Below are 24,732 nucleotides of genomic sequence, written 5' to 3'. Positions count from 1 at the left end.
AGTGGCGGTAGTCCCGCCTTAGTAGCGCGGATAATAAGATCGGAGATTCGCCAGATGCAAGTCGGCACTGAAAGGCAAGCGGGATCCGAACTGCACGCTTGGCGTCAATTCTTGGCGCGAAGCACCTTGTGGCTAGGCGTTTTGCTGCTGGGCAGCGCTGCGATTTGCTGGGTTGCCGCCAACTGGCAAGACATGACAAAAGTGCAACGCTTTGCCGGCACGCAGGGTTTGCTGGCGATCTCGGCGTTGGCGGCGGCCTGGGCCGGTTTGCGCCTTCGGGCCTCGCCTGGCGTGCGGCGCAGCCTCCCCGGCGCGCTTCTGGCATTGGCCGGCATCTTGCTGGGCGCCTTGCTCGCGTTATTGGGTCAAACTTACCAGACTGGCGCCGATACCTGGGAATTGTTCGCCTGGTGGGCGGTTCTGCTGCTGCCCTGGGCGCTGGCTTCGGCCAGCCAGGCGGTGTGGCTGTTGTGGGCGCTGGTTCTGAATGTGGCGGCCGCGTTGTGGCTGGGCGAACGCGTCTTCACCTGGTATGCCCTCTATGACGGCTCGGGCCTGCCCAACCTCATCATGGCCGCGCTAAACCTGACGCTGCTGTTGGGCTGGGAACTGGCGGCGCGCCGCTGGCGGGCCAGCACGCTGATCGGGCCGCGCGTCTTGGCCTTCATCGCCATCAGCGCCCTGGTGCTGTCCCTGATGTTCGGGGACTTCATCCTGCGCGGGGTGGGCTCGCTTAACGGCATCGCCTGGCTGGCCGCGACGCTGGGGCTGGGCTTTTACTATCAGCGCGGCCGGCGCGACCTGGTCATTCTGGCCATGCTGGCGGCGGGCGTCATCTGCGTGTCCCTGCGGGTGGTGGGCGAATGGCTGTTGCGGCTGGAGCCCGGCGTATGGGCTGCGCTGCCCCTGGCCGCCCTGCTCATGGCCGAGGCCGTGCTGGCCGCGCGGTGGTTGCGCAAGCTGGCCGCCGAACCCGACGCCGCCTTGGTCACCGCCGATGCCGAACCGGCCGCCGCGTCGGCGGGCAACGCGGTCGAATCCGGCGATGCCGGCACCCCCGTCGTGCAACTGGCCCCTGCCGCCATGCCGCATGCCGAACCGCCCTGGTACGTGCAATGCCTGCTGGGCCTGAGCGCCTGGCTGGCCACTTTGCTGCTGCTGGTGTTCGTGGCGTTCTCGGGCATCGTGACGTCGGAAGAAGGCGCGCTGGTGGCCGGGCTGGTTTTGTGCGGCGCGGGCGTGGCGGTGCTGCGCAGCGACGCCGGACCATTCTGGCGCCAATGCGGCACCGCGATGGCCTTCACGGGCCAGATCCTCATCATCTACGGGCTGTCCAGTTCCACATCGTTCACCAGCGCCTGCTTATTTGTATTGCTGCTGGCGGCGGTGGTCTACGCGCTGGGGCCGGATGTGATCCTGCGTTTTCTGTCGGGCCTGTTGATCGCGGCGGCGGGCGCCGCCCTGATCTGGCGCGGCCTGTCCCCGGAGTTGATGCGCGACGACCTGCTGGACGCCTGGCTGTACTTCGACGCGGGCCGCGCCGGCTTCGTCTGGCTGCCGATTGCCGTGATCGGCGCCTGGGCCACGGCCGTCATCCTGACCTGGAGCCATCGTGTGGGCGGCAAGCGCGGCCACGCGATGGAGCCGCTGGCCTGGGCCTTCCTGCTGTCCGTGCAAGGCATGGTCTGGCTGGCGGGCGGCATCTCGGCCCTGCATCTGCCGGCCATGTGGAAGCTGAACCCCCAGGGCGTGTTGCTGGTCGTGGCCGGTGCGCTGCTGCCGGCCGCCGCCGCGCTGGCGGTGCTATGGCCGCGCCGCCACGTGCTGACGGGTGGCGTGACCTGGGGCGTGCCCATCGCCTTGCTGGCCCTGGCGCTTTTCTGGCTGCCCAGCCCGGGCGTGGGCTTTGCGCTGGCCTGGCTGTTGCTGGGCTTTGGGCTGAACCAGCTGCGGCTGGTGATCTTCGGCGTGCTCAGCCTGCTGGCCTACCTGGGCGTCTATTACTACCAGCTGGATGTGCCCTTGCTGCAAAAGGCGCTGTGGCTGGGCGGAGGCGCCTTGCTGCTGTTCGTGCTGCGAGGCCTGGTCTGGCTGGTGCCCCGACTGATGCGTACGCAGGCGCCCGACCGGCGCGCGCCGCTGCCGCCGGTGTCCGGCCCGCTGCGCTGGCGCACGCTGGCCATTCTGGGCGGTCTGGCGCTGGTGCTGGTGGTGGCCAATGGCGGCATCTGGCAGCGCGAAAAGCTGCTGGCTACCGGCAAGGTGGTGATTCTGGAACTGGCGCCGGTCGATCCCCGTTCGTTGATGCAGGGCGACTACATGGCGCTGAATTTCGCCGCCAGCCGCGACATCACCCGCTTGCGGCTGGGGGGCGATCGCCTGGCGGACGAGGATTCGCTGATGGGGTTTGAACCCGACGGCTATGTGATGCTGCAAGCCGATTCGCGCGGCGTGGCCACGCCGTTGCGCATCCAGCCGGACGTGCAGCCGCATGCACCGACCGAGGTGCCGTTGCGATACCGCGTCCGCGATCGCGGCGTGCGTATCGTCACCAACGCCTGGTTCTTCCAGGAGGGCGAGGCCAAGCGTTTTGAAGTGGCGCGGTATGGCGAACTGCGGGTGGCGGAAAACGGCGAAGCCTTGCTGGTGCGGATGCTGGGCGAAGACCTGCAACCGCTGTAGCGGCAAACTAATTTGTAGTGGATGACAGCGGAAAGCGCCGCGCCCAGTGCGCGGTGGCCGCCGACAGGAAACCTTCCCGGTCGGTTGCCGCGATGGGCGCAAAACCCAAACCGCGCCACGCTTCTTGCAGCGCGGCCAGCGGTGCGCCGGTGTCGATGGGGGGCGCGCCGTTCTGCTTGGACAGCTTCAAGCCGCTGCCCGCATCCAGAATCAGCGGCACGTGCAGATAGCGCAGCGGCGGCAAGCCCAGCAGGCGGCCCAGCACGCGCTGGCGCGCCGTGGAACTGAGCAGATCCGCGCCGCGCACCACGTCGGTTACGCCCTGCTCCGCGTCGTCCACCACTACCGCCAATTGATACGCCCACAAGCCGTCGGCGCGCCGCAAGGCAAAGTCGCCCACGGCGGCAGCCACGTCCTGCTCTTGCGGACCCAGCCAGCGGTCTTCGAAATGTTCAACGCCGTCGGGCACCCGCAAGCGCCAAGCACGCGCCTGGCGCCCAGGCGGCAGGCCGTGGCGGCAGGTGCCCGGGTAGGGGCGTTCGCCGTCGGCGCCAGGCACGCTCTGGCCCCGCAATGCGGAATCGGCGATTTCACGGCGCGTGCAGCCGCAGCCGTAGATCAGGCCACGGGCGTCAAGCGAGTCGAACGCGGATTGATAGGCGGCGTTGCGCTGGGACTGCCACAGGACGTCGCCGTCCCAGTGCAAGCCCAATGCGCGCAGTTGCGCCATGATCGTGTCGGCGGCCCCCGCCACGGTACGCGGCGTGTCCACGTCTTCGATGCGCAGCAGCCAGCGCCCGCCGTGGGCGCGCGCATCCAGCCAACTGGCCAGCGCGGCCACCAGCGAACCCGCGTGCAGCGGGCCGCTAGGGCTGGGGGCGAATCGGCCTACGTACGGCATCGCAACCGGTCACAGCAACCGCAAAAAGCCTGCGCGCCGCGTCAATGCAACAACCGCACGCCCTCTTCGTCCAGCAGCTCTTCCAGGACCAGGTTGTCGATCTCGGCTTCCTGGCTCCAGAGAACCATGAGGGCGATGATCTTGATCTTGGATAGCGGCACGGGCGTTTCGGGCGAAGCCAGGCCTCGGTCGATGACGATCTCACGCAGGGGCGCCGGCAGCACGCCGGCCGATTCCAGGAAGGCGATGAAGCCGATGGATTCGGAGCCGAGCTGGCTGTATTCGTTGTCGGTGTAGATCCGGGTTCCGGTGTTGGGCGCCTGAGCGAGGTCGACACATCGTTCGGTGGTCTCGGCAAGGCCATACAGCCAACCGAGCGCGTCGTCGATGTCTTCGTGCTCGAAACCGGCGGCGGCTAGCCGCTTTGCGAGCACATCGGCCGCAGGACAGGCTTGCGGCGTGTAGTAATTCTCGAACAGATAAACCAGGATATCGAACATATGGCGCAGTGTTGTGCCTGTTTGCACAGTCGGCCCGCATATCGGCAGACCAGCAAACATGAATTTTACTTTACGCTGATTTATTTAGCCGGGCAACCGGCGAAAAGGCGGAATGTTGTATGGCGTCACCCTGTCGTGGACGGCCCCCATTCTGCCCGTATTTGCTGCCAAAATGCGCGATTGTGCAAAAGAAAACAGGGGCGGACACTCAGGTCCGCCCCTGTTTTTTCTGCCTGGCCGGGTCGCCCCGGCAAGGCGGCGCTCAGGCTGCCTTGGCCGCGTTCTCCAGCTTCAGTCCGGCAAGCTGGCGGATGAAGACCGGAATGCAGATGGCCAGCCCGATCACGCCGCTGGTCACGCCCGGCACGATGGTCAGCAACGCGCCCAGCGTGCACAGCCACCGTTCCCAACTTTTCATGCCGACCAGCATGTAGCGCGAGAATGCGGCCGACAGCAGCACCAGGCCCACCATGCAGCCGATCAGCGTGACGAAGAAGTCGTACCAGGTAAAGCCCTGCACCGAAATCAGCAGCGACGGCGAAAACACGAACACGAACGGCACGATCAGCTTGGTGATGCCCAGCCTGAATGCCGTGTTGCCGGTCTTGAACGGGTCACTGCCCGCCATGCCCGCCGCCGCGTAGGCCGCCAGCGCCACCGGTGGCGTAATGTCCGCCAGGATGCCGAAATAGAACACGAAGAAGTGCGCCGCAATCGGCTGCACGCCCAGTTGCACCAGGGTGGGAGCGGCCACCGCCACCATGATCAGGTAGTTGGCCGTGGTGGGAATGCCGCAGCCCATCAGGATGCAGACGATGCCCGTCATGATCAACGCCGCCACCAAGGTCAGCGACTGCGTGTTCGCGATGGCTTCCGGAATCACCACCGAGGCCACGCCGGCGATGGACTGCGCCGCCGAGATCACGATGTACGACACCTTGAAGCCCACGCCGGTCAGCGTCACCACACCGATCACGATACCCACCGTGCCGGCGGCGGCGCCCACGGCCAGCGCGTACTTGGCGCCGGTCTCGAAGGCTTCGTACAGGTCACGCCAACGCAAGCGCTGATACGGATTCAGCAGCCCCACCAGGATGCAGCCGGTGATGCCCGCGAACGCCGCCAGGTACGGTGTGCGGCCGCTGGCCAGCACGCCGATCAGCAGGAACAGCGGGATCAAGGTCGGCCAGCGCATCTTGACCGATTGCTTCAGCTTGGGCATTTCCTCGGCCGTCAGGCCGCGCAGCCCCTCGCGCTTGGCCTCGAAGTGCACCTGCATGAACAGGCCGAAGAAGTACAGGAAGGCCGGGAAAATGCCGGCGATGGCAATCTGCTGGTACGGGATGCCCAAAAATTCGATCATCAGGAACGCGGCCGCGCCCATGATGGGCGGCGTGATCTGCCCACCCGTGCTGCTGGCGGCTTCGACCCCGGCCGCGAAGTGGCGCGGATAGCCCACGCGGATCATCGCGGGAATGGTCAGCGACCCCACCGTGACCGCGTTGGCCACCGATGATCCGGACAACATGCCGAACATGGCCGAGCCAAACACCGACACCTTGGCCGGGCCGCCCGCATAGCGGCCGGCAATGGTCGAGGCCACGTCCAGGAACAACTGGCCCAGCCCGATGCGGGTGGCCAGCACGCCGAACAGCACGAAGTGAAACACGTAGGTCGCCACCACGCCCACCGCCACGCCGTACACGCCCTGGCTCGTCAGGTACATGTGGTTGACGATCTGGGACCAGGTGTTGCCCGCGTGTTGCAGCAGCCCGGGGAAATACGGTCCGAACATGGCGTAGGCCATGAACACCAGGGCGATGATCGGCAGCGGCCAGCCCATGGCGCGGCGCGTGGCTTCCAGCAGGCCGATCAGCAGGATGGACCCCATGAACACGTCGATGGGCAGCGGATTGCCCACGCGGAACGCCAGGTCTTCGAAGATGTACGGGATGTACATGACCGACAGCGCCAGCGCCACGGCGATGATCCAGTCATACAGCGGGATGCCGCCGGGGGCGTACCAGGTGGACTTCGGCTCGCGCTGATAGTGCGACTTCGAAAAGCCGAACACCAGGAAAATCAGGCTGAGCACAAACGCCAGGTGCACGCCGCGATGCGTGGCCTCGCGCAGCAGGCCAAAGCCCGCGGTGTAGTAATGAAAGATCGAGAGCGTGACCAGCAGGCCCGAGACGATCCAGGTGGCGGTCTTGTCCAGTGGCCGGAAGCGGATTTCGGAATCGTACTTTTCCGCCAGTTGCTGGGTCTTTTCGTGGTCTATTTCCATCGACGTATTTCTCAGGTGAATCCGCAAACAGGGCCGCACGAGGCGGCCCTGCGCAATGCCGGCGCAACACCGGGGGGTACCCGGCGCGCCGGCGTATCGCCGTCGCGAGTACGGCTTGGGCTTACTTCAACAAGCCGATTTCCTTGTAGAACTTCTCGGCGCCCGGGTGGAACGGGATGCCGGCGCCCTTGATGGCGTTTTCGCGCGTGATCAGCTTGCCCTTGGCGTGGCCGTTGTCCAGCGTCTTGCGCGTGGCGTCGCTGTACAGCGCCTTGGTGACGTCATACACGACCTGTTCCGGCAGCTTGGCCGACGTGACCATTTGCGCATTGACCGAGATGGTCTTGACCTCGCCCACGTTCTGATACGTGTTGGCGGCGATGGTGTCGGGCGTGAAGAACTCCTGCTTGGCGCGCAGCGCGTCGATTTCCGGGCCGACCAGCGGCACGATTTCGATGCCCGCGCCGCTGGAGGCCAGTTCGGCGATGGCGCCGGCCGGCGCACCGCCCACGAAGAAGAACGCGTCCAGCCCGCCGTCCTTGAGCTTGTCGCCCGCCTGGTTCGGCTTCAGGTATTCGGCCTTGATGTCCTTGTCGGTCATGCCGTAGGCGCCCAGGATCAGGCGCACGTCAACCAGCGTGCCCGAGCCCGGTTCGTCCATCGACACGCGCTTGCCCTTCAGATCAGCCACGCTCTTGATGCCCGCGCCCTTGCGCGTCACCAGGTGGATGCTCTCGGGATACAACGTGGCGATCAGGCGCAGGTCTTGCGCCTTGGGCTTGCCTTCGAACGTGCCCGTGCCGCTATAGGCCCAGTACGCCACGTCCGACTGCGTGAAGCCGGCTTCGAACGAGCCGCCCAGAATGCCGTTGATGTTGGCCACCGACCCGTTGGACGCCACGGCCGTGGCAACCAGCTTGCCCGGCTGCGACACGGCGTTGGCGATGATGCCGCCGATGGGGTAGTACGTGCCGGCCGTGCCGCCCGTGCCGATGCGGAAGAACTGCTGGGCCTGTGCGGAACCCACGGTGCCGACGGCGGCAACCGCGACGGTCAGGGCGGTGATCCAGTGTTTGAGTTTCATGCGAGCTTCTCCGGTGTTGTCAGGTAGGGTTCTTGTGACGGAAATCGTCTTGTCATTCCTGTGGCGGGCGGTTCAATAAAAGCGCCGTCCGGGCACAAAAATGGGCCTCCCCTTGGGGGCCGTTTTCATGTTGAAATTCTGGCATGCGGGGCATCCGTAGCCAATGGTTACGGAGCTATCGTTTACCTGGGGGTGAATAAGCCTTGGGGTTATGGAAGGTCGTGCTTTAGTTATGGTGTCGCCGCTGGCGGTTACATCCCACGCGCTGTAGATCACGGAGTTACCTCGATGTCCCAGGAAGTCATACGCGGCATAGCGCTGCCCCCGCCCGCGCAACCGGGCGACCCGTTGGCCCGCGTCGACACGCCCAGCCTGGTGCTGGACCTGGGCCCCTTCGAGGCCAACCTGCGCGCCATGCAGGCCTGGGCGGACCGCCACGAAGTCGCCCTGCGCCCGCACGCCAAGGCGCACAAATGTCCCGAGATCGCGCGGCGCCAACTGGCACTGGGCGCGCGCGGCATCTGCTGCCAGAAGGTCAGCGAAGCGCTGCCTTTCGTGGCGGCCGGCATCCACGACATCCACATCAGTAACGAAGTCGTCGGGCCGGCCAAGCTGGCCCTGCTGGGCCAGCTGGCGCGCGTGGCCAAGCTGAGCGTCTGCGTGGATAACGCGAAAAACCTGGCGGACATTTCCCAAGCCATGGTGCAAGCCGGCGCCCAGATCGATGTGCTGGTCGAAGTGGACGTCGGACAAGGGCGTTGCGGCGTCTCGGACGACGCCCTGGTGCTGGCGCTGGCGCAACAGGCGCGCGATCTTCCCGGCGTGGACTTCGTGGGCCTTCAGGCCTATCACGGCTCGGTGCAGCACGCCCGTACGCGCGAAGAACGCGCGCGGATCTGCCGCCAGGCCGCGCGCATCGCCGCGTCTTACGCCCAGCTGCTGCGCGAAAGCGGCATCGCGTGCGACATCATCACCGGCGGCGGCACGGGCAGCGCGGAATTCGATGCGGCAAGCGGCGTCTACACCGAACTGCAAGCGGGCTCGTACGCGTTCATGGATGGCGATTACGGCGCCAACGATTGGGACGGCCCGCTTACGTTCCAGAACAGCCTGTTCGTGCTGTCCACCGTCATGAGCGTGCCCGCGCCCGAGCGCGTCATCCTGGACGCGGGTCTGAAATCGACCACCGCCGAATGCGGCCCGCCCGCCGTCTTCGACGCGCCCGGCCTGACCTACGCCGCCATCAATGATGAACATGGCGTGGTGCGTGTCGCGCCCGGCGCCACCGCGCCGGCGCTGGGCGACGTGCTGCGCCTGGTGCCCTCGCACGTGGACCCTACCTTCAATCTGCATGACGGCCTGGTCGTGGTGCGCGATGGCGTGGTGCAGGACATTTGGGAAATCGCCGCGCGCGGCTTTTCGCGCTGATCGCGCTTCCCGTCACATCGCCAGGTTCGTCATCCCCAGGAATTGCCGCAGTTCGGGGGTGGCGGGCGATGCGAACAACTCCTCGGGCGGCCCGATCTCATGCACGCGGCCCTGGTGCATGAAGACGACGCGGTCGCAGACCTCGCGCGCAAAGCGCATCTCGTGCGTGACCATCAGCAGCGTCATGCCGTCGGCCGCCAGTTCGCGCACCACCGCCAGCACTTCATTGACCAGCTCCGGGTCCAGCGCCGATGTGATTTCGTCGCACAGCAGCGCCAGCGGCTGCATCGCCAACGCGCGCGCAATCGCCACGCGCTGTTGCTGACCGCCGGACAGTTCCTCGGGCCACGCATCGAACTTGTGCGCCAGCCCCACGCGCGTCAGCATGGCGCGCGCCATGTCGGCCGCGTCCGCTTCCGGCATGCGCTTGGCCACCATGGGCGACAGCATCACGTTGCGCCCCACCGTCAGGTGCGGAAACAGGTTGAACTGCTGGAAGATCATGCCAACCTTGAGCCGCAGCGCGCGCAGCCGCAGCTCGTCGTCGCCCAACTGCGCGTCGGCCACCATGATCGCGCCGCCGTCAATCTGCTCCAACCCGTTCACGCAGCGCAGCAGCGTGCTCTTGCCCGAGCCGCTCTTGCCGATGATGGCGATGACCTCGCCGGGTTCAACGCGCAGCGTCACCCCCTTCAGGACTTCGTTGTCGCCGAATTTCTTGCGGACGTCTTCAAGGGCGATGAGGGGCATGCAACTTCCTTTCCAGCCGGAGGCTAAGGCGCGACAGGGGCCAGCACAGCGCGAAGTAGATCAGCGCGGCGCAGGCATAGACGGTGAAGGGACTGAACGTGGCGTTGGTGATCACCGTGCTGGCCTTGGACAGCTCGGTGAACCCGATGATGGAGGTCAGCGCCGTGCTCTTGACGATCTGCACGGCGAAGCCGACGGTGGGCGCAATGGCGATGCGCAGCGCCTGCGGCAGCACCACGTAGCGCATCTGCTGCACGTAGCCCAGCGCCAGGCTGGCGGACGCTTCCCACTGGCCTTTTGGAATGGCTTCCACGCAGCCACGCCAGATCTCGGCCAGGAACGCGCCGGACCACAGCGTCAGCGCCGCGCCGGCCGCCAGCCAGGGCGGCACTTCCAGCCCCAGCAGCGACAGCCCGAAGAACGCCAGGAACAGCTGCATCAACAGCGGCGTGCCCTGGAACAGTTCGATATACGCCCAGCTGGCGCGGCGCATCAGCGCCACGCGCGACGTGCGCATCATCAGCGCCAGCATGCCCATCAGCGCGCCGCCCACGAACGCCACCAGCGACAGCACCACCGTCCAGCGCGCGGCCAGCAGCAGGTTGCGGACGATGTCCCACATTGAAAATTCAATCATCGCGCCGCCTTGCGAAACAGTCGCCAGCCCGCCAGGCGCAGCAACTGGCGCAGGACAATGGCCAGCACCAGGTAGATGCCGGTGGTGACCAGGTACACCTCAAACGCGCGGAAATTGCGCGACTGGATGAAGTTGGCGGCAAAGGTCAGGTCTTCGGCCGCAATCTGCGAGCACACTGCCGAGCCCAGCATCACAATCACGATCTGCGACGACAGCGCCGGCCAGATGCGTTTCAAGGCCGGTTTCAGCACCACGTGCCGGAACACCTGAAAGCGCGTCATCGCCAGGCTGGCGCCCGCCTCGTACTGCCCTTTGGGCGTGGCGTCGATGCCCGCGCGGATGATCTCGGCGCTGTAGGCGCCCAGGTTCAGCGCCATCGCCAGGCACGCCGCCTGCATCTCGCCCAGCTGCACGCCCAGCGATGGCAGGCCGAAGAACACGAAGAACAGCTGGATCAGGAACGGCGTGTTGCGTATCACCTCGACATAGGCGGCCACGGGCGCGCGCAGCCCGCGCGGCCCCTGCGTGCGGACCCAGGCGCAGGCGATGCCCAGCGCCACGCCCGCCACCGCGCCGAAGGCGATCAGTTCCACCGTCACGCCGATGCCTTTCAACAGCACCGGCGTGTAGTCGAATACCGACGCGAAGTCGTATTGGTAAGCCATGGTGGCCGCCGTCGGAACTTACAGGTCCTTGGGCAGCTCGGCCCCCAGCCACTTCTGCGATATCGCCGACAACGAGCCGTCACGCTTGGCGGCGGCCAGAATGTCGTTGACCTTGGCGCGCAGCTTGGGCTCGTCCTTGTTCATGCCGATGTAGCACGGCGAATTCTTGATCAGGAATTTCGTCTCGGGCTTCTTGGCCGGGTTGCGCGCCAGGATGGCGGCGGCCACCACGTTGCCCGTGGCGATCATCGGCACCTGGCCCGACAGGAAGGCGGTGATGGTGCCGTTGTTGTCTTCATAGCGCTTCAGGGTGGCCGAGGCCGGTGCGATCTTCGACAGCTCGATGTCTTCCACCGCGCCACGCGTGACGCCGATGGTCTTGCCGGCCAGGTCGGCCGCCGACGACACCTTCAGGTCCGCCGGGCCGAACACGCCATTGAAGAACGGCGCGTAGGCGTCGGAAAAGTCGATGGCTTTTTCGCGTTCCGCATTCTTGCCCAGGCTGGAGATCACCAGGTCCACCTTGCGGGTCTGCAAGTAAGGCACCCGGTTGGCGCTGGTGACGGGCACCAGTTCCAGCTTCACGCCCAATTGCTTGGCGATCAGCGCGGCCGTATCGATGTCATAGCCCAGCGGCTTCATGTCGGCGCCCACCGAGCCGAACGGCGGGAAGTCCTGCGGCACGGCGATCTTGATGGTGCCGGCTTTGACGATGTCATCCAACGTGTCGGCGTGCGTCAGCGGCGCGGCCAGCAGGCTGGCGGCGGTGCAAAGGGACAACAACAGGGTTCTACGGTTCATGAGGAACTCTCCAGGGCGCGCATCGCCCGGGACGGGTCGACGCGTTGCACACCGATTCGGTATACAAAGCTGGAAAAGCAAGTTCCGTGCCATTGCGCATGGCGCGCGGTGGCGCTGTGGATGCGTTGCTCGGCCGCCGCGCGCCGCCCCGTTTTGGTGCGGCGGGTGCGCCGGCGGCGAGCGCGTTTCGCACCGCTTTGGCTCGCGCGGCAAGCGTGGCATGGGCGGCATGGGCGGGTTTCAGGCCTCCAGATGGGGCCGCATCAACGATTCAAACCAATCCTGGAACACGGTCAGGCGCCGCGTGCGCTGGCGTCGATGCGGGTAGATCAGCGACACCGGCATCGGCGCTGCGCGAAACGCCGGCATCACTTCCACCAGCTCGCCGGCATCCAGCAGATGCTGCACGTCAAAGCGCGGTATCTGGATCAGGCCCATCCCCGCCAGACAGCAGGCGATGTAGTTTTCGGCGTTGTCCACGATCACGCGGCTGCGCGGTTGCGCGATGTGCCCGTCGTCGGCATGAAATTCCCAAGGCAGCTCGCGGCGCGTCTTCGGGGAGGCATAGCCTACCGTCCAGTGCCCTTCCGACAGGTCGGCGGGCTGGCGCGGCTCGCCGTGTTCGCGCAGGTAGCCGGGGCTGGCGCAATTGATCAGGGCAATTCGACCCAGCGGCCGCACCACCAGGCTGCTATCGGCCAGCCCTCCGATCCGTACAGCGCAATCCACGCCTTCCTGCACCAGGTCGATGGCGCGGTCGGTCGAGGTCAACGCCAACACCAGGCGGGGATGGCGGCGAAGCAGGCTGGGCAGCGCGGGCGCGATCAGGCGGCGCGCCACCCGGCTGGGCACGTCGATGCTTAATCTGCCCGAGGCCTGCAACTGGCTGGCATGGAACAACTGGTCGATGTCTTCCACGTCCGCCAGCAGCGGCTGCACGCGCGCCAGCAATTGTTCGCCGTCGGCCGTCAGCCGCACCTGCCGCGTCGTGCGGTGCAGCAGGCGTACGCCAAGTTGGGCCTCCAGTTGCTGGATGGCCGCGGACACCGACGCGCGAGGTGCGTTCAGCGCGTTGGCGGCCTTGATGAAGCTGCCCATCTCGGCGACTTGGGCGAATACGCGGTACTGGTCGAATCGGTCCATGCCCGACAGATTAGCGGCTACTTACTTGGTGGTGTAGCCGCCGTTGATCAAAATAGTCTGGCCCGTGATCCACCAGCCGTCGCTGACCAGGTGGCGAATGAAGGGCACGACGTCTTCAATGTCGGTCAAGCCCGTCTTGCTGAACGGCGACAGCGCGGCCGCGGTCTTGTGATATGCCACCGCGTCCTCGCCTTCGGCCGGGTAGAAGAACGGCGTGTCCATGGGGCCGGGGCCCACCGCCGTGACCGAGATCCCGCGCGCGCCGAACTCCTTGGACGCGGCGCGGGTGTAATGCTCGACCGGCGCCTTGGTGCCGGCGTACGCGGCATAGAACGGCGTGAACGCGCCCAGCAGCGACGTCACCAGCGTGCAGACCTTGCCGTTGTCGTTGACGTGCCGGCCCGCTTCGCGCAGGAAGAAAAAGGCCGTCTTGGAATTGACCGCCGTCATCTCGTCGTACTCGGCCTCGCTGATTTCGGTGAAGGGCTTTTTCAGCACCTTGCCGACGGTGTTGATCGCAATATCCGGTTTGCCCACGGCGGCCACCGCATCGGCAAACAGCTTTTCGACAGCGCCCGCGGTTGTCAGGTCGGCTTGCAAGGCCACGGCTTGGGCGCCGGCCGCTTCGACGGCGGCTACCGTCGCGTCCGCCGCTGCCTTGGACGCCGCGCTGTTGTAGTGGATCGCGATGGCGCGGGCGCCGTGCGCGGCCAGATCGCGCGCAATCAAGCCGCCCAGGTTCTTTGCGCCGCCGGCAATCAGCACGACTTTGCCCTTGATGGAATGGTCTGCCATGGAAAACCCCTTCATGAATCGATGGAGTTTCGAGCTTAGGCAAGCTCCTCCCACCGATAAACCGGCTGCGGCAAGATGCACTATCCAGAAAAACCGCCCAAAGCGGCGGCATTGGGCAAGGTGGCGTCCATAAAAAAGCCGTCCCGTGCAAAACAGGGACGGCTTTGGCGGAAGGAGGAACGCTTAGTCCACCTGCGCGCCGGACTGCTTGACCGCGCGGCCCCACTTGTCCACTTCGCTGGCAATGAACTTGCCCGTGGCCTCGGGGCTGAGCGGCATCGGTTCGGCGCCCCGGTCACGCAGGAACTTCTGCATCTCCGGCGTATTCAGCGCCACGCCGATCTGACGGCTCAGGTAAGTGGTGACGTCGGCCGGCGTATCGCGCGGGGCCAGCACGGCGGCCCAGCCGATGGCCTCGAAACCCGGATAACCCGATTCGGCCACCGTCGGCACGTCCGGCAAATGCGGCAGGCGCTTGGCGGTGGTCACGGCCAGCGCCACGGCTTTTTTGCTCTGCACGTGCGGCAGGCCCGCGGTCACGGAATCCACCATCAGCGGCACCTGGTGCCCCAGGAAATCCGCCTGCGCCGGGCCACTGCCCTTGTACGGAATGTGGCGGATATCGATGTTGGCCGCCGCCTTGAACATCTCGGCCGACAGATGCTGCGTGCCGCCGATGCCGGCGCTGGCGTAAGCCAGTTCACCCGGATTGGCGCGCGCCTGCGTCACCAGCTGCTTCAGGGACGTGATGCCCGAGGCCGGCGTGGCCAGGAACATCAGCGGCACCGAGAACACGCCCGACACCGGCGCGAAATCCTTGGTCAGGCTGTAGTTGATGGTCTTGTACAGCGTCTGGTTGACGGCGGCGGCGCTACCCGCGATGACCAGCGTGTAGCCATCGGCCGGGGCGCGCATGGCTTGTTCCATGCCGATATTGCTGCCCGCGCCGGCGCGGTTTTCCACCACGATGGGCTGCTTGACGGCGGCGCCCAGCTTTTCAGCCAGCGCGCGGGCAAAGATGTCGGTGGCCTGCCCGGGCGGGAACGGCACGATCAGGCGGATGGCGCGTTCGGGATATTCGGCGTGCACCGGCGCGCCGGCCGCCGCCAGCGCCAGGCCGGCGGCAAGACTGGAAAGAATACGTTTCATGATTGGTCAGTAAAAAGCGACAAGGGCTGCGCGCGAGGGGCGCGCCACTTCTCATAAAATAGAGCGCCCGAACGGCGGCCCTTGTGAGGCGGCCCGGGGCGATTCGGCGGGGGGTGCGTCACGATAGCATCCCTCTGTCGGTGCTACATTTGCCTTTTCGCGCTTAGCCCGCGAAGTTTTTCCTTCACCGCTGTCCTTACCCCGCAGGAACCGCCATGGAATTCAGCCAGTTCAACGTCAACACCCTCATGGACATCACTTCCCGCCCGGACCTCGTGTTCGTCAGCGGCAAGGGCTCCTGGCTGGAGGATCATGCGGGCAAGCGATACCTGGACTTCGTGCAGGGCTGGGCGGTGAACACGCTGGGCCATTCGGCTCCGGAAATGCAGCGCGCGCTGGTCGAACAGTCGCAAAAGCTGATGAACCCGTCGCCGGCGTTCTACAACATTCCCTCGATCGAGCTGGCCCAACGCCTGACCGGCGCGTCCTGCTTTGACCGCGTCTTCTTCGCCAACAGCGGCGGCGAAGCCAACGAAGGCGCCATCAAGCTGGCGCGCAAGTGGGGCCAGGTCAAGAAGAACGGCGCCTACAAGATCATCACGATGAACCACGGCTTCCACGGCCGCACGCTGGCCACGATGTCCGCATCGGGCAAGCCGGGCTGGGACAAGATGTTCGCCCCGCAAGTCGAAGGCTTCCCCAAGGCGGAATTGAACGACCTGGAATCCGTGAAGAAGCTGATCGACGACAAGACCGTCGCCATCATGCTGGAGCCGGTGCAAGGCGAAGGCGGCGTCATCCCCGCCACCAAGGAGTTCATGCAAGGCCTGCGCAAGCTGGCCGACGAGAACCAGTTGCTGCTGATCGTGGACGAAGTCCAGACCGGCATGGGCCGCACCGGCAAAATGTTCGCCTACCAGCATTCCGACGTCACGCCGGACATCATGACGCTGGCCAAGGGCATCGGCGGCGGCGTGCCGCTGGCCGCGCTGCTGGCCCGCCAGGACGCCTGCGTGTTCTCGCACGGCGACCAGGGCGGTACGTATAACGGCAACCCGCTGACCACCGCCGTGGGCGTGGCCGTGTTCGACGCCCTGGCCGCCCCGGGCTTCATGGACGCCGTCAACGCGCGCGCCAAGCAACTGTCCGAAGGCCTGCTGGCCCTGTCGGCCAAGTACGGCATGAAGGGCGAACGCGGCCAAGGCCTGCTGCGCGCCCTGATCATGGACCGCGACGACGGCCCCGCCATCGTCGAAGCCGCCCGCAACCAGAACCCGCAAGGCCTGCTGCTGAACGCCCCGCGCCCCAACCTGCTGCGCTTCATGCCCGCGCTGAACGTCACGGCCGAAGAAATCGACCTGATGCTGACGCAACTGGACGCGCTGATCGGGCAGGTGCGCAAGGCTTGATTGATTCAGGCTGGCAAGAGTGAGCAAGGGCCGCGGATTCGCGGCCCTTTTTCTTGCGCGGACAGGCGTTAGGGGGCGCGGGGGACGGGGACCGCACCCTTCATCATTAGCCTATAGTGCAGCAACCGCGCAAAGTCTGTTGCACTATAGGCTAATAAAATCTGCCGTTTTGCTGCGCTATAGGCTAATATTTTCCTAACTTATGACCGCGTACAGGCTAGAAAATGTCCCCCGAACTCAACCAACTTCGCTTGGAACAACTGCAGGCCGCGCTCTCTGCTTACGCAAACCTGCTGGGGCGAAAACCGCCTGCTAGCGGTTGGTTGAAGCTGATCCGGGAGTCACTTGGCTTGACTCAGCGGCAGCAAGCCGAACGCTTGGGAATTTCGGCACCCACGCTTCATAAATCAGAACAAGCGGAAGCGGACGAACGCATCTCGCTCAGGCAACTGCGCAAGCTGGCGGACGGACTTGATTGCGAACTTGTTTATGCCTTGGTGCCTCGCAAGCCGCTCACGGATAGGGTTCAAGAGCGCGCCCGCGCTGTCGCGCTGGAAGAGGTCGGAGGCGTTGCGCACACCATGGGCCTCGAAGACCAGCGCCCAACAGAGGACCGACTCCGTAAACAAGTAGAGCGCAGAATCGATGAACTGCTACGGGGCCGATGGTCCGAGCTATGGCGCTAGATCTTGACTATCAAGACGGCCAGACACCACTGGACCCCGATGAACGGGCGGGCCTCATCCCCGAGCACCTGAGCACCAAGGGCGACTTGAATGATTGGGAGCAGGAAAACCTGTTGCGTGCGGTGCGCTGGTTGAAAAGGGTTCGCTCGCCAGATGTTCTAAGCGAAGGATTCTGCCGAACGCTCCATTCCAAAATGTTTGACCAGACGTGGAGCTGGGCAGGGACCTTCCGGCGGTCAGACAAGAATATCGGTTGTGACTGGACGCAGGTCAGCACACGTCTATCGCAACTGCTTGCCAACACCCGTTGGGGAATCGAGCGTGGCGCCTATCCACCCGACGAAATCGCTGCCCGCTTTCACCGCGACCTGGTCTGGATTCACCCATTCCCAAACGGCAACGGGCGGCATTCCCGAATGATGGCTGACGCTCTTCTACGTAGCCTGGGGCAAGCGCAGTTTTCCTGGGGGGGCGCGGGAAATCTTGTGAACGCCTCCAACGCTCGGACTCGCTATCTCAACGCGCTACGCGCCGCGGACCAGGGCGAATATCACTTGCTGCTTGCGTTTGTTCGCAGCTAAAAGCGCCTTGCCCAGCGGGCCTGTCTATCGCGGCACCCCGGACAAGCGGTAGCCCCCGACCTCAGTGCGACGACACATAGGTGGCGTCGGCAAACGACGCAGGAATCGCGAAGCTTTCGCGCATGCGTCTCGCCTCGGCCGCCGGCGTCAAGCCGAAAAGCCGCTTGAACTCTCGGCTGAATTGCGATGTGCTTGTGTAGCCTACGGCGTGGCCCGCCGCTTCAGCGGTCAAGTCCTGGCGCACCATTAACAGCCTTGCCTGATGGAGCCGCGTCGATTTCACGTACTGCATCGGGGACACTTGCGTGACCGCCTTGAAATGGCTGTGGAAGCTGGGAACGCTCATGCCCGCCTTCTGCGCAAGCTGCGTCACATCAAGCGGTTCGGCGTACGCGGCATGAATATGCCGTAGCGACATCCCTATCCTGCCAAACTGCCCTCGCATCGCCAGTGCCTCGCGCATCGCCCCGCCTTGTGGCCCGGTCAACACGCGGAAATACAGTTCGCGCAGCAGGCCCGGTCCCAGCACGGCGGCTTCGATTGGCTGGTGCATGGCTTCAAGAAAGCGCAGAACGCAGGTGTGCATCCTGTGGTCCATCCGAGTCGACATCATGCTCTTGGGCACCTCCGCCCCATCGCCCGTGCCTGCGTTGCCGATCTGCGCGGCCAGCTCGGCAGCCACCGTGAAATCAAGGTGCAGATAAAGCGCCAGCAATGGGCGTTCCGGTGTTGCATCGGTTTCCATGCTGAAAGGAACCGGCACCGAGACGGCAAGATAGTGATCCTCGTCGTACTGATACATCTGCCCGCCAAAGTACCCCCGCTTGCGCCCTTGGCACACGATCACAATGCCGGGGTCATACAAAACGGGGGTGCGTGAAAGCGCTCGGTCGGAACGCAGGATGCGCACGCTGGGCAGCGCGGTCAGGTTATAGCCTTCGGCGGGCGCCAAGGCGCGCAGTAGCGCGACCGTGCGCTTGGGCGTATCGGAATGCGTGGCCGAACATTGAGTCAAGGCGGCGTTTAGGCTCATAGCTTTATGCAAGAAATTCAGCAAATTCGGGCTGATAAGTCGTCTATGGCAAGAATAGTATGCAGTCTCCTCTTTGCATTTTGGAGACGCAACATGGCGTTGAACAAGATATTCCTGATCTCCGGAGTCAGCAGCGGATTCGGCCGCGCGCTGGCGCAAGAAGCGCTGGCCGCCGGTCACACGGTGGTGGGCACGGTAAGAAGCGCAGACGCGAAGCGCGATTTCGAATCGCTGTCCGATGCGGCCTATGGGCGCGTGCTGGACGTCACCCAGTTCGACCGCATTGACGACGTCGTATCGGAAATCGAAACCAGCGTGGGACCTATCGACGTCCTGGTCAACAACGCCGGGTATGGGCACGAGGGCGTACTGGAAGAGTCGCCGCTATCGGAGATGCGCAGGCAGTTCGACGTGAACGTGTTCGGCGCCGTCGCCATGATGAAGGCAGTGCTGCCCTACCTGCGCGCGCGACGACGCGGTCATATCCTGAATATCACGTCGATGGGCGGACACATAACGATGCCGGGAATCGCCTACTACTGCGGCAGCAAATTCGCGCTGGAAGGCATTTCGGAAAGCCTGGGCAAAGAGGTCAAGCCCTTGGGCATTGCCGTCACCGCGGTCGCGCCCGGCTCTTTCCGAACCGACTGGGCCGGCCGCTCAATGACAAGAACCCCACGTTCCATCCCGGACTACGATGTCATCTTCGACCCGATCCGGCAGGCGCGTGAAGAGAAAAGCGGCAAGCAGCTTGGCGACCCGGTCAAGGCTGCCCGCGCGATGCTTGCCGCGATCGAGGCCGACAATCCTCCGGCGCATCTATTGCTGGGCAGCGATGCGCTGATGCTGGTGCGAGCCAAGCTTGCCGCGTTGGATGACGAGTTTCGAGCGTGGGAGGCGACTACGGTGTCGACGGATGCCTGATACGCTGTAATCAAGACATGCCTTCATAGGAACAACCAGGAGAACCGCCGATGAGCCGACCGGAATTCATCAAGCACTGGACCGAACTTGAAGCGCCCGACGCGCATTCCTACCAGGGCGATACCGAACCCATGGGGCTGGACGCGCCGCTTTCCACGGCACTTGGCATCACGCGCGTCGGCATTCATCACGTGAGGCTGCTGCCCGGTCGACGCACGTCATATCCGCACGCCGAAAGCACCGAGCAGGAATTCGTATTCGTGCTTCAAGGCAAGCCCGATGTCTGGATCGACGGCGTGTTGCATGCCATCGCCGAAGGGGACTGCGTTGCGTTTCCCGCTGGCACCGGCATCTGTCATACCTTCATCGACAACACGCAGGACGAAGTCAGGTTGATGGTGGTCGGCGAACCGACACGCGCCGACAACCTTGTGCGCTTCCCGCTTAACGAAGCGTACGAACGTACCCGCGTGAACCGCTGGGTAGACTGGCCCACCAGGCCGCTGGGCGGCCATGACGGGAAGCCGGACTGAGTGCGTGGTACTGGCACGAGAGCGAGTGCTTTCAAGTTTCAGACCGCGATTTTTGACGTTGAACAATCCGGAAAAGAAGTTCAAGTCCGATTGCGCCTCCTGAATGCTATTTCGACCAAAGAAGATGCCCTCACCCGCCGATAACGTTATCGCCATCTATCAAGACCACGCAGCAGCGTTTGAAGCGCTGCGCGGGACGGGGCTTGTCGAACTCGGCTGGTTGACGAAGTTTTTGTCTTTGATGCCCGTCCAGAATGCGCAAGTGCTCGACATCGGTTGCGGCAACGGTGTCCCAATCGCGCGTCATTTGATCGAAAACGGGTGCTTGGTGACGGGCATCGATACGTCGTTGCCCTTGTTATCGCGGGCGCAATCCACTTTCCCTGACCATCGATGGATCGCCGCTGATATGCGGCGGTTGCCGTTCACCCAGAGCTTTCACGGCTTGATCGCCTGGCATAGCTTCTTCCATCTGAGCCCCGAGGACCAGCGTCCCATGTTCAGCACTTTTCGTCGTCTGGCGGCGCCCGGGGCGGTGTTGATGTTCACCAGCGGGACGTCGCTGGGAGAAGCCATTGGCCAGTTCGAAACCAAGCCGCTTTATCACGGCAGTTTGGACCCCAATGAGTACCGGCAACTGCTCAACGCCAATGGGTTTTCCGTGAAGCAGCACATGGAAAAGGATCCGGCTTGCGGTGGCGCGACGGTATGGCTGGCGCAACGGGACGCTGCCGAGTCCTGAGCCATAACCCTCCCGCGGCGCCATTCGCTACCCCGCCTCTTGCGCCACAATCCCCAGTTCCGCCGCATACCCCGCCAGCTGCGCGCCCACGTGCAGCTTCAACGCGTCCACGAACAACTTGATCTTTGCATCCACGAATTGTCGTGATGGGTACAGCGCATACACGTTGCGCTGGTTCGTGTAATAGCCGGGCAGCACCCGCACCAGCGTGCCCCGGCGCAGATCCTCGATTGCCGAGAAGCCGGCAAGCAGGCCGATGCCCGCGCCATCGCGCAGGGCCGTCGCCATGGCGTCCATATCGTTCACGCCGAAATGCGCGCCGGGCGGGCAGTGGGTGAACGTGCCGTCCGCGCTTTCCAGATGCCATTCGTCCGGGGCGTAGTCCACGGTGCTGAGCAGCACGCAGTCATGCCGGGCAAGGTCTTCGGCGGTTTGCACGGGCGGATGCTGCTTCAGGTAGGCGGGCGATGCGGCCAGGATGCAGTGGCTGACGCCGATTTTCTGGCTGACGTAGGCGGAGTCGGGCAAGGCGCGCGCGATCACGATCCCGACGTCAAGCTGCTCTTCCAGCAGGTTCGGCATGCGCTGCGAAAGCAGCAGGTCAACGGAAACATCGGGGTATTCCTGTCTGTAAGCCATCGCCGCGCGGGTGACCAGAGTGCGACCCAGGCCAGGCACCGCGTGAACGCGCAAGACGCCACGTGGCGAGATCGTTGCATGGCCTGCTTCGGCTTCCGCCCGTTCGACATCGCCCAGGATCGCCACACAGCGGTCATAGAACCGATGCCCCACGTCGGTCACAACCAGGCGGCGGGTGGATCGCTGGATCAGCCGGGCGTTCAGCCCTTCTTCCAGCGTCGTGACCGCGCGTGAAATGTTGCCGACCGTGGTGGAAAGGTGGTTGGCGACGGCAGTGAAGCTGCCCATTTCGACCACCTTCGCAAACACCGACATGTTGTAAAGCTTGTCCATCATGGGTCCATTGTGGGGGGGGCGACTTTTCCTCTGGCAGAGAAAGTCATTCCTTCGCCGGGGGCTAAATTCGCGCCCGTCTCGCGCCTAGACTTCGTTCCATGGTCAGGTCCTGGCCCGGCAGGAAACGAACAATCTTATCGGAGTTTGCAGCCATGAACGGCAACTATGATCCGCTCTACCTCTTCATCAACGGCGAATGGATAGGCGCTGGCGACCGCGACACCGCGGCCGTCATCAACCCGGCCACGCGCCAGGAACTGGGCCGCGTGCCGCTTGCGACGCCCGCCGACCTGGAGCGCGCGCTTGACGTGACGCAGCAGGCGTTCAACGCATGGCGCACCGCGTTTCCCAACGAGCGTGCCCGGGTGCTCAAGCGCGGTGCGGAATTGATGCGCGAGCGGGCCGAGCACATTGCCACGCTGATGACGCTTGAAGAAGGCAAGCCGCTGGTTGAAAGCCGCGATGAAGTGTTGCGCGCGGCCGATTACTTCGACTGGTTTGCCGAGGAAGCCAAACGCATAGACGGCCGCGTGGTGCCCGCCAACCGCCCCGGTGTGCAGCAGCTGGTCAAGCGGCAAGCAATCGGGCCGGTGGCCGCTTTCACGCCCTGGAACTTTCCGGCCATCACGCCGGCACGCAAGCTGGCCGCCGCGCTTGCCGCCGGGTGCAGCGTCATCATCAAGCCGGGCGAAGAAAGCCCCGCCACCGCGCTGGCACTGGCACGTGCCCTGGACGATGCCGGCCTGCCCAAAGGCGTGCTGCAAGTGGTCTTTGGCGTGCCCGACGACGTCTCGCGGCAGTTGATTGCGTCTCCGGTGATCCGCAAGGTGACGTTCACCGGGTCGGTGCCGATCGGCAGGTTGTTGTCGGCACGCGCCGCCGAAGGGGTGAAGCCCATCACGCTGGAGCTGGGCGGGCACGGGCCGGTTCTGGTGTTCAACGATGCCGACGTCGCACGCGCCGCGGTCGAAGGCGCCGCCAACCGGTTTCGTGGCACGGGCCAGGTCTGCATTTCGTCGACACGCTTTCTGGTGCAGCGCGGTGTCTATGACGAATTCCGCGAACATTTCGTCAAGGCCACGCGCGCCCTGAAAGTGGGCAACGGGCTTGATCCTGCCACCCAGGTCGGCCCGCTGGCGAACCCGCGCCAACTTGAGAAGATGCAGGCCTTGATCGCGGATGCGGTGGCGTGCGGGGCCACGGTGCTGACTGGCGGCAACGCCATCGAAGGGGAAGGCTATTTCTTCGAACCGACAGTGCTGGCCGATGTACCGATGCAAGCCAGGATCATGCACGAAGAGCCCTTTGGCCCCATCGCGGTGCTGATGGCCTTTGATGAGCTTGCGGACGGTTTGCAGGAAGCCAACCGCCTGCCCTACGGCTTGTCCGCCTATGCATTCACCCGCGATGCGCGCACGGCGATCGACGTGGCCGATGGGCTGGAAGCCGGCATGATCGGCATCAACCAATATCGCATCGTCGCGACCGAGCTGCCGTTCGGGGGCATGAAGGAAAGCGGACACGGTTCGGAAGGCGGCGTTGAAGGTATCGAGTACTACCTCACGCACAAGTTCATCAGTCAGGCTTGAACAGGGAAAGCACATGTCCAACATCGATTTCAGCCAGCCGCGTGAGGCCGCGCGCGCCTTCACGCCCACGCTGTCGGCCTTCGTCGACAACACGCTTTACCCCGACGTGTGGGGCGACCCCGCGCTGGCGCTCCGAGACCGCAGCCTGGTCACCGTGGCCGCGCTGATTGCCGCTGGCCACACGGACGAACTGCCTGCCCATTTGCGTCGCGCCGTCGGCAACGGTGTGACGCGTGAAGAACTGGCGGCGGCGATCACGCACCTGGCGTTCTACGTCGGCTTTCCCGCAGCAATTACCGCATCGGCGATTGCCCAACACACACTTGCCGCAACACCCGAAAGCGGCGCGAAGGACAAGCAATGAAAGCGATTATTTTTGAACAGTTTGGCGAGGCCGACGTGCTTGAAGTGGCCGATGTTCCCCCGCCCGAAATGCGCCCGGACGACCTTATCGTCCGCGTGCATGCCGCTGGCGTGAACCGCGCCGACCTGACGCACCGCCGGGGTGGCTACGGCCGCCCGAATTTTGGCGATTCCACCATCATGGGCCTGGAGATCGCCGGCGTAGTGCTGCAAGCAGGAAGCGCCGTGCGTGGATTCAAGGTGGGCGACCGCGTGATGGGTGTGGTGGGCGGCGGCGCCTACGCGGAAGTTGCGCGCTTGGACTGGCGCATGGCCTTGCCCGTTCCCGACGCGCTGGATTACGTCCATGCCGCCGCGATCCCCGAAGTGTTCGTCACCGCGCACGAAGCCATGCTGCACCTTGGGCGCTTGCGTGCCGGAGATTCCGTACTGATCCACGCGGCGGCCGGCGGCGTGGGTTCCGCGGCGGTGCAGCTTGCCAGAGCGACGGGCGCCACCGTGTACGCCACGGCCGAGGCCAGCAAGCTGGCACAGGTCCAGCAACTGGGCGCCGATTGCGTCATCGACTATCGCACGCAGGACTACGCGCGGGTCGTGGCCGAACACACGTCCAAGCGGGGCGTGGACGTAGTCATCGACTTCATCGGCGCGCCCAACTTCGCACGCAACATCGCGTCGCTGGCCAACGGCGGGCGGCTGGTTCAGGTGGGTATCCTGGGCGGCGGCGGCCAGGTCAACATCGCGCTTGAAGACATCCTCTATCGCCATCTGCAAATTTTTGGCACCGTCATGAAATCGCGTCCACAAGCCGAAAAACACGCAATGGTGCAGCGCTTTCGCGAGCATTGGCTGGACCGCTTTTCCAGCGGCGCCGGGCTGGTTCCCGTCGTCGACAGCACCTATACGCTTGAACGCGCATCGGACGCGCACCGCCGAATGGAATCGTCCCAGAACGTGGGGAAGATCATTTTGACGATGGGGGCGTAGGGGAACCAGGGCGGCGCGCGCGGGTGCCTGGGGCGCCAATCAGTTGTATCCTTTTGCCCGTCGTCATCATTCACGAGAGAGCGCGCGT

The 24,732-nt window shown here is 64.6% G+C and carries 24 protein-coding genes; 11 read left to right on the top strand and 13 right to left on the bottom strand.

Features of this window, described 5'->3' with window-relative positions; genetic code table 11:
• Positions 1 to 54 precede the first annotated feature (54 nt).
• The gene (locus AC0Z35_RS21615; protein ID WP_485132675.1) at positions 55 to 2,682 is read left to right on the top strand and encodes a GDYXXLXY domain-containing protein; all 2,628 of its coding nucleotides are present in this window, start codon (positions 55 to 57) and stop codon (positions 2,680 to 2,682) included.
• Between the two features lie 7 nt (positions 2,683 to 2,689).
• Here the strand turns inward: AC0Z35_RS21615 and gluQRS are convergent, their stop codons facing one another.
• The 4 genes from gluQRS to AC0Z35_RS21595 all read right to left on the bottom strand — a co-directional run bounded on the left by gluQRS (position 2,690) and on the right by AC0Z35_RS21595 (position 7,454).
• On the bottom strand, positions 2,690 to 3,583 hold the full coding sequence (gene gluQRS, locus AC0Z35_RS21610; protein ID WP_104144644.1) for a tRNA glutamyl-Q(34) synthetase GluQRS: 894 nt from the start codon (positions 3,581 to 3,583) through the stop codon (positions 2,690 to 2,692).
• A gap of 41 nt (positions 3,584 to 3,624) precedes the next feature.
• Positions 3,625 to 4,083, bottom strand: a complete 459-nt coding sequence (locus AC0Z35_RS21605; RefSeq protein WP_006216709.1) for a Smg family protein — start codon at positions 4,081 to 4,083, stop codon at positions 3,625 to 3,627.
• Between the two features lie 262 nt (positions 4,084 to 4,345).
• Positions 4,346 to 6,370, bottom strand: coding sequence for a TRAP transporter fused permease subunit (locus AC0Z35_RS21600; protein ID WP_314355886.1), 2,025 nt, complete (start codon positions 6,368 to 6,370; stop codon positions 4,346 to 4,348).
• 121 nt (positions 6,371 to 6,491) lie between these two features.
• On the bottom strand, positions 6,492 to 7,454 hold the full coding sequence (locus AC0Z35_RS21595; protein WP_046803985.1) for a TAXI family TRAP transporter solute-binding subunit: 963 nt from the start codon (positions 7,452 to 7,454) through the stop codon (positions 6,492 to 6,494).
• A gap of 288 nt (positions 7,455 to 7,742) precedes the next feature.
• Here AC0Z35_RS21595 and AC0Z35_RS21590 point away from each other — a divergent pair, with 288 nt between their 5' ends.
• On the top strand, positions 7,743 to 8,882 hold the full coding sequence (locus AC0Z35_RS21590) for an alanine racemase (protein WP_314355885.1): 1,140 nt from the start codon (positions 7,743 to 7,745) through the stop codon (positions 8,880 to 8,882).
• Positions 8,883 to 8,894: 12 nt separating this feature from the next.
• Here the strand turns inward: AC0Z35_RS21590 and AC0Z35_RS21585 are convergent, their stop codons facing one another.
• The 7 genes from AC0Z35_RS21585 to AC0Z35_RS21555 form a co-directional block, all read right to left on the bottom strand.
• Positions 8,895 to 9,632, bottom strand: a complete 738-nt coding sequence (locus AC0Z35_RS21585) for an amino acid ABC transporter ATP-binding protein (protein WP_046803983.1) — start codon at positions 9,630 to 9,632, stop codon at positions 8,895 to 8,897.
• Complete coding sequence (locus AC0Z35_RS21580) at positions 9,613 to 10,269, bottom strand: amino acid ABC transporter permease (protein WP_046803982.1); 657 nt, start codon at positions 10,267 to 10,269, stop codon at positions 9,613 to 9,615. Before AC0Z35_RS21580 ends, AC0Z35_RS21585 begins: the two co-directional genes overlap by 20 nt.
• Positions 10,266 to 10,934 carry an amino acid ABC transporter permease gene (locus tag AC0Z35_RS21575; RefSeq protein WP_046803981.1) on the bottom strand — a complete coding sequence of 223 codons (669 nt, stop codon included), beginning with the start codon at positions 10,932 to 10,934 and terminating at the stop codon, positions 10,266 to 10,268. Before AC0Z35_RS21575 ends, AC0Z35_RS21580 begins: the two co-directional genes overlap by 4 nt.
• Before the next feature lie 18 nt (positions 10,935 to 10,952).
• A complete protein-coding gene (locus tag AC0Z35_RS21570; protein ID WP_219991496.1) occupies positions 10,953 to 11,735 on the bottom strand; it encodes a transporter substrate-binding domain-containing protein in 783 nt (260 codons plus the stop codon).
• A gap of 240 nt (positions 11,736 to 11,975) precedes the next feature.
• Complete coding sequence (locus AC0Z35_RS21565; RefSeq protein WP_485132674.1) at positions 11,976 to 12,878, bottom strand: LysR family transcriptional regulator; 903 nt, start codon at positions 12,876 to 12,878, stop codon at positions 11,976 to 11,978.
• A 21-nt stretch (positions 12,879 to 12,899) separates the two neighbouring features.
• A complete protein-coding gene (locus AC0Z35_RS21560) occupies positions 12,900 to 13,673 on the bottom strand; it encodes an SDR family oxidoreductase (RefSeq protein WP_319306350.1) in 774 nt (257 codons plus the stop codon).
• Positions 13,674 to 13,856: 183 nt separating this feature from the next.
• The gene (locus tag AC0Z35_RS21555) at positions 13,857 to 14,822 is read right to left on the bottom strand and encodes a Bug family tripartite tricarboxylate transporter substrate binding protein (RefSeq protein ID WP_485132673.1); all 966 of its coding nucleotides are present in this window, start codon (positions 14,820 to 14,822) and stop codon (positions 13,857 to 13,859) included.
• Positions 14,823 to 15,037: 215 nt separating this feature from the next.
• On the opposite strand from AC0Z35_RS21555, the gene AC0Z35_RS21550 reads away from it, so the two are divergent.
• From AC0Z35_RS21550 to AC0Z35_RS21540, 3 genes are all read left to right on the top strand, one after another.
• Positions 15,038 to 16,231 (top strand): acetylornithine transaminase, encoded by a 1,194-nt coding sequence (locus AC0Z35_RS21550; protein ID WP_120153350.1) that lies wholly within the window; start codon positions 15,038 to 15,040, stop codon positions 16,229 to 16,231.
• A gap of 224 nt (positions 16,232 to 16,455) precedes the next feature.
• Positions 16,456 to 16,917, top strand: a complete 462-nt coding sequence (locus AC0Z35_RS21545; protein ID WP_082134412.1) for a mobile mystery protein A — start codon at positions 16,456 to 16,458, stop codon at positions 16,915 to 16,917.
• A complete protein-coding gene (locus AC0Z35_RS21540) occupies positions 16,908 to 17,498 on the top strand; it encodes a mobile mystery protein B (RefSeq protein WP_219991500.1) in 591 nt (196 codons plus the stop codon). Before AC0Z35_RS21545 ends, AC0Z35_RS21540 begins: the two co-directional genes overlap by 10 nt.
• 61 nt (positions 17,499 to 17,559) lie before the next feature.
• On the opposite strand, the gene AC0Z35_RS21535 is transcribed toward AC0Z35_RS21540, so the two are convergent.
• A complete protein-coding gene (locus AC0Z35_RS21535) occupies positions 17,560 to 18,531 on the bottom strand; it encodes an AraC family transcriptional regulator (RefSeq protein ID WP_485132722.1) in 972 nt (323 codons plus the stop codon).
• A gap of 93 nt (positions 18,532 to 18,624) precedes the next feature.
• Between AC0Z35_RS21535 and AC0Z35_RS21530 the strand changes: the two genes are divergently transcribed.
• The 3 genes from AC0Z35_RS21530 (at position 18,625) to AC0Z35_RS21520 (ending at position 20,730) form a co-directional block, all read left to right on the top strand.
• Entirely contained in the window at positions 18,625 to 19,455 is an 831-nt protein-coding gene (locus AC0Z35_RS21530) for an oxidoreductase (protein WP_485132672.1), read from the top strand.
• A 50-nt stretch (positions 19,456 to 19,505) separates the two neighbouring features.
• Complete coding sequence (locus AC0Z35_RS21525; protein WP_485132671.1) at positions 19,506 to 19,988, top strand: cupin domain-containing protein; 483 nt, start codon at positions 19,506 to 19,508, stop codon at positions 19,986 to 19,988.
• A 124-nt stretch (positions 19,989 to 20,112) separates the two neighbouring features.
• Entirely contained in the window at positions 20,113 to 20,730 is a 618-nt protein-coding gene (locus tag AC0Z35_RS21520; RefSeq protein WP_314355879.1) for a methyltransferase domain-containing protein, read from the top strand.
• Positions 20,731 to 20,757: 27 nt separating this feature from the next.
• Here the strand turns inward: AC0Z35_RS21520 and AC0Z35_RS21515 are convergent, their stop codons facing one another.
• On the bottom strand, positions 20,758 to 21,702 hold the full coding sequence (locus tag AC0Z35_RS21515) for a LysR family transcriptional regulator (RefSeq protein WP_485132721.1): 945 nt from the start codon (positions 21,700 to 21,702) through the stop codon (positions 20,758 to 20,760).
• Positions 21,703 to 21,857: 155 nt separating this feature from the next.
• Here AC0Z35_RS21515 and AC0Z35_RS21510 point away from each other — a divergent pair, with 155 nt between their 5' ends.
• Genes AC0Z35_RS21510 through AC0Z35_RS21500 form a run of 3 tightly spaced genes read left to right on the top strand, consistent with a single transcriptional unit; the run spans position 21,858 to position 24,644 of the window.
• Entirely contained in the window at positions 21,858 to 23,294 is a 1,437-nt protein-coding gene (locus AC0Z35_RS21510; protein WP_485132670.1) for an NAD-dependent succinate-semialdehyde dehydrogenase, read from the top strand.
• Between the two features lie 13 nt (positions 23,295 to 23,307).
• Positions 23,308 to 23,658 (top strand): carboxymuconolactone decarboxylase family protein, encoded by a 351-nt coding sequence (locus AC0Z35_RS21505; protein ID WP_314355875.1) that lies wholly within the window; start codon positions 23,308 to 23,310, stop codon positions 23,656 to 23,658.
• Positions 23,655 to 24,644: an NAD(P)H-quinone oxidoreductase gene (locus tag AC0Z35_RS21500; protein ID WP_120153362.1), complete on the top strand. Its 990-nt coding sequence runs from the start codon at positions 23,655 to 23,657 to the stop codon at positions 24,642 to 24,644. Before AC0Z35_RS21505 ends, AC0Z35_RS21500 begins: the two co-directional genes overlap by 4 nt.
• Positions 24,645 to 24,732 lie beyond the last annotated feature (88 nt).

The organism is Achromobacter sp. 1L-A-4-B-C2, assembly GCF_057291955.1.
Note: the sequence above shows the minus strand (reverse complement) of the source record. Positions and strands in the feature narration are given on the sequence as shown.

Coding starts and splice junctions, on each gene's coding strand:
- AC0Z35_RS21570 (WP_219991496.1), bottom strand. CDS start 11,735: ATGAACCGTAGAACCCTGTTGTTGTCCCTTTGCACCGCCGCCAGCCTG.
- AC0Z35_RS21615 (WP_485132675.1), top strand. CDS start 55: ATGCAAGTCGGCACTGAAAGGCAAGCGGGATCCGAACTGCACGCTTGG.
- AC0Z35_RS21605 (WP_006216709.1), bottom strand. CDS start 4,083: ATGTTCGATATCCTGGTTTATCTGTTCGAGAATTACTACACGCCGCAA.
- AC0Z35_RS21600 (WP_314355886.1), bottom strand. CDS start 6,370: ATGGAAATAGACCACGAAAAGACCCAGCAACTGGCGGAAAAGTACGAT.
- gluQRS (WP_104144644.1), bottom strand. CDS start 3,583: ATGCCGTACGTAGGCCGATTCGCCCCCAGCCCTAGCGGCCCGCTGCAC.
- AC0Z35_RS21550 (WP_120153350.1), top strand. CDS start 15,038: ATGGAATTCAGCCAGTTCAACGTCAACACCCTCATGGACATCACTTCC.
- AC0Z35_RS21535 (WP_485132722.1), bottom strand. CDS start 18,531: ATGAGCCTAAACGCCGCCTTGACTCAATGTTCGGCCACGCATTCCGAT.
- AC0Z35_RS21590 (WP_314355885.1), top strand. CDS start 7,743: ATGTCCCAGGAAGTCATACGCGGCATAGCGCTGCCCCCGCCCGCGCAA.
- AC0Z35_RS21505 (WP_314355875.1), top strand. CDS start 23,308: ATGTCCAACATCGATTTCAGCCAGCCGCGTGAGGCCGCGCGCGCCTTC.
- AC0Z35_RS21515 (WP_485132721.1), bottom strand. CDS start 21,702: ATGGACAAGCTTTACAACATGTCGGTGTTTGCGAAGGTGGTCGAAATG.
- AC0Z35_RS21510 (WP_485132670.1), top strand. CDS start 21,858: ATGAACGGCAACTATGATCCGCTCTACCTCTTCATCAACGGCGAATGG.
- AC0Z35_RS21580 (WP_046803982.1), bottom strand. CDS start 10,269: ATGATTGAATTTTCAATGTGGGACATCGTCCGCAACCTGCTGCTGGCC.
- AC0Z35_RS21525 (WP_485132671.1), top strand. CDS start 19,506: ATGAGCCGACCGGAATTCATCAAGCACTGGACCGAACTTGAAGCGCCC.
- AC0Z35_RS21520 (WP_314355879.1), top strand. CDS start 20,113: ATGCCCTCACCCGCCGATAACGTTATCGCCATCTATCAAGACCACGCA.
- AC0Z35_RS21575 (WP_046803981.1), bottom strand. CDS start 10,934: ATGGCTTACCAATACGACTTCGCGTCGGTATTCGACTACACGCCGGTG.
- AC0Z35_RS21530 (WP_485132672.1), top strand. CDS start 18,625: ATGGCGTTGAACAAGATATTCCTGATCTCCGGAGTCAGCAGCGGATTC.
- AC0Z35_RS21555 (WP_485132673.1), bottom strand. CDS start 14,822: ATGAAACGTATTCTTTCCAGTCTTGCCGCCGGCCTGGCGCTGGCGGCG.
- AC0Z35_RS21565 (WP_485132674.1), bottom strand. CDS start 12,878: ATGGACCGATTCGACCAGTACCGCGTATTCGCCCAAGTCGCCGAGATG.
- AC0Z35_RS21545 (WP_082134412.1), top strand. CDS start 16,456: ATGTCCCCCGAACTCAACCAACTTCGCTTGGAACAACTGCAGGCCGCG.
- AC0Z35_RS21595 (WP_046803985.1), bottom strand. CDS start 7,454: ATGAAACTCAAACACTGGATCACCGCCCTGACCGTCGCGGTTGCCGCC.
- AC0Z35_RS21585 (WP_046803983.1), bottom strand. CDS start 9,632: ATGCCCCTCATCGCCCTTGAAGACGTCCGCAAGAAATTCGGCGACAAC.
- AC0Z35_RS21560 (WP_319306350.1), bottom strand. CDS start 13,673: ATGGCAGACCATTCCATCAAGGGCAAAGTCGTGCTGATTGCCGGCGGC.
- AC0Z35_RS21540 (WP_219991500.1), top strand. CDS start 16,908: ATGGCGCTAGATCTTGACTATCAAGACGGCCAGACACCACTGGACCCC.
- AC0Z35_RS21500 (WP_120153362.1), top strand. CDS start 23,655: ATGAAAGCGATTATTTTTGAACAGTTTGGCGAGGCCGACGTGCTTGAA.